Origin of the sequence: Magnetospirillum sulfuroxidans, from assembly GCF_018224925.1 — a bacterium.
GTDB classification, from domain to species: Bacteria; Pseudomonadota; Alphaproteobacteria; order Rhodospirillales; family Magnetospirillaceae; genus Magnetospirillum; species Magnetospirillum sulfuroxidans.
In genome coordinates this window covers 1-2,450 of sequence record NZ_JAGTUF010000046.1, presented here as the reverse complement: position 1 = coordinate 2,450, position 2,450 = coordinate 1, and the positions used below count along the sequence as shown (strand labels likewise).

General features: G+C 62.4%; 2 protein-coding genes. One reads left to right on the top strand and one right to left on the bottom strand.

The window, feature by feature from the left end:
- Positions 1-173: 173 nt before the first annotated feature.
- A complete protein-coding gene (locus KEC16_RS19535) occupies positions 174-1,430 on the bottom strand; it encodes a UbiH/UbiF/VisC/COQ6 family ubiquinone biosynthesis hydroxylase (protein ID WP_249209347.1) in 1,257 nt (418 codons plus the stop codon).
- Positions 1,431-1,700: 270 nt separating this feature from the next.
- Between KEC16_RS19535 and KEC16_RS19530 the strand changes: the two genes are divergently transcribed.
- A complete protein-coding gene (locus KEC16_RS19530; RefSeq protein WP_211552083.1) occupies positions 1,701-2,039 on the top strand; it encodes a P-II family nitrogen regulator in 339 nt (112 codons plus the stop codon).
- The last annotated feature ends 411 nt before the right edge of the window (positions 2,040-2,450 follow it).

Sequence of the window (2,450 nt, the reverse complement as noted above, 5' to 3'; positions counted from 1 at the left end):
CCCCTCCGAACTCAGCAGGAGAAGCGAATCACGATGCAGCCTCAGATGAAAGGGTTTTTCCGCAGCCTGTTAAAGCGGCGCGCCTTTAATCAGAGGCGCGTTGCCTTGGCGAGGGGCAAACAAAACTGAGACCGTGATGCGCATTCAAGGCATCACGGTCTCAGCCGAATCGGTTAAAGCGCCTCGCCGCGCATCATCCGGGGCAGATCGCCGACCACGCCCATGGCGTGCTTCATGAAGAAGCGCTTGGCCCCCGGCATGGCCTGAATCGCGGCCAGACCCAGGTCGCGGGCCAGCTTCAGCGGCGCCACGTCATTAGAGAACAGCCGCACCAAAACATCGGTCAGACCCAGCATCAGCATGTTGTCGAAACGGCGCCAGCGCTGATACCGGTTCAAGACGTCGGCCGTGCCGATATCCAAACCCAGCCGGCGCGCATCGATCACCACTTCGGCCAGGGCGGCGACGTCGCGGATGCCCATATTCATGCCTTGGCCAGCCACCGGATGCATGCCGTGGGCGGCATCGCCAATCAGCACCAGCCGTTCGGCGATGGCGCGATCGGCCAATTGCAGGGTGAGGGGATAATGGAAACGCGGGCCGGCCAGCGATACCGGGCCAAGGAAATCGCCAAAGCGGGTGGAAAGCTCGGCCAGGAAGGATTCATCGCTCTGGCCGATGATGGCATCGGCCAGATGCAGACGCTCGGTCCAGACGATGGAAGAGCGGTTGCCGGTCATCGGCAGGATGGCGAACGGTCCAGACGGCAAAAAGCGTTCATGGGCAATACCCTGATGCGGCTTTTCGTGGGCCACCGTGGTGACGATGCCCGATTGACCATAGCCGAAACGCTGGACGCCGATGCCGGCCAGCTGGCGGACGGTCGAGCCGCGACCATCGGCGCCGACAACCAAGCTGGCGCGGATGGTGCGGCCGTCGGTCAAGGTCGCGGTGACGCCGTCACGATCTCGGGTCAGGCCGCTGACCCGAGCCGGGGCGATGACCTGGGCACTGGGCAATTGCCCCAGGCGATGATGGATGGCGCGGCGGATGATGGTGTTTTCAACGATCCAGCCGAAGGGCTGGTCGCCGATGGCATCGTGATCGTAATGCAGGAACAACGGCGATGCGCCGTCGGTGACCCGGATTTGCAGGATCGGCCCCGCCTCTTCTGCCAGCAGCGGCCACACGCCGGCGCCGTCGAACACCCGCTTGGCCGACAAAGCAATGGCGATGGAACGGCCGTCGGTGCCTGGACGGGCCAGTTCGGCCGGGTCGGCGGCTTCGACCACCAGCACCGACATGCCGGCCTGGGCCAAGGCGCAGGCGGTCAGGCCGCCAACCGGGCCGCCGCCGACGATAAGGATTTCCGCCGATAGGCTGGCGGTGGTTCGGCTGTTGATCTGGGGCATTCGCGTGGACATATTCATGATGTGCCATCGCCGCGATGAAATCGCAAGCCCGGCGGCGGCGCAGCGCATGAATCGGGCATGGCCGGGGGAAAGTGTCTATGTTTTAGGCAGGATCCACCGTTGGCTCGGCGCCGGCAGGGCCTAAAAACGGCGCAATTGGCGGAATCATCATTTCGGCACGGGTCTTGAAAGGGGATATCCTTACGCAGGCAACGCGGACGACGCGACTTGCGGCCCATCAACCGGCGGGGGACACAAGCCCGCCCATATGATTTAGGGGACCACGAGATGAAGCTGATCATGGCCATCATCAAGCCCTTCAAGTTGGACGAGGTGCGCGAAGCCCTCACTCCGCTGGGAGTCCAAGGCTTGACCGTGAGCGAGGTCAAGGGTTTCGGCCGGCAAAAGGGTCAGACGGAAATTTATCGCGGCGCTGAGTACGTGGTGAACTTCCTGCCCAAGGTGAAGATCGAAGTCGCCGTCAACGACGAAATCGTCGATCGCGTCATCGAAGCCATTCAGACGGCGGCCCGCACCGGCAAGATCGGCGACGGCAAGGTGTTCGTCATGGATATCGTCCAGGCGTTCCGCATCCGTACCGGTGAAGCCAATTCCGAGGCGCTGTAATTTTCAGCTCCGGCGACGAAATAATCTGGGGCATGCCCTGGGCACAGCTGTGGCTGCTTGAACGGCAGCTGGCTGGTCTCGTCCGACGGAAGGAAAACACGTGCACACGATTTCACCATCGCGGGGCGCGGGCGCTTAAGAATTAGTCACCAAGTCTGTCCCATTCACAGGAGAAGGCGGTTAAGGCGTTGATTTCGCAGCTTGGCACATTTCTTGTTTAAGAAGTGGCCATCGCCGGTTCGTCCCAGGGATTGCCAGGGGAAGAACGGGCACCAAATCACACGCTGGGCCGTTTCGGGGGTATCCCATGAACCAAGGTTTGAAGAAAGTTGTTGCCGGCGCCGGGTTGGCGTTGAGCAGCATGTTCATTGCCGGCGCTGCGCTGGCGGAAGAAGCGGCCGCGGCCGCGGC

Bases quoted from the DNA above. Each gene is read 5' to 3' on its own strand.
- KEC16_RS19535 (WP_249209347.1), bottom strand. From the start codon at position 1,430: ATGAATATGTCCACGCGAATGCCCCAGATCAACAGCCGAACCACCGCC.
- KEC16_RS19530 (WP_211552083.1), top strand. From the start codon at position 1,701: ATGAAGCTGATCATGGCCATCATCAAGCCCTTCAAGTTGGACGAGGTG.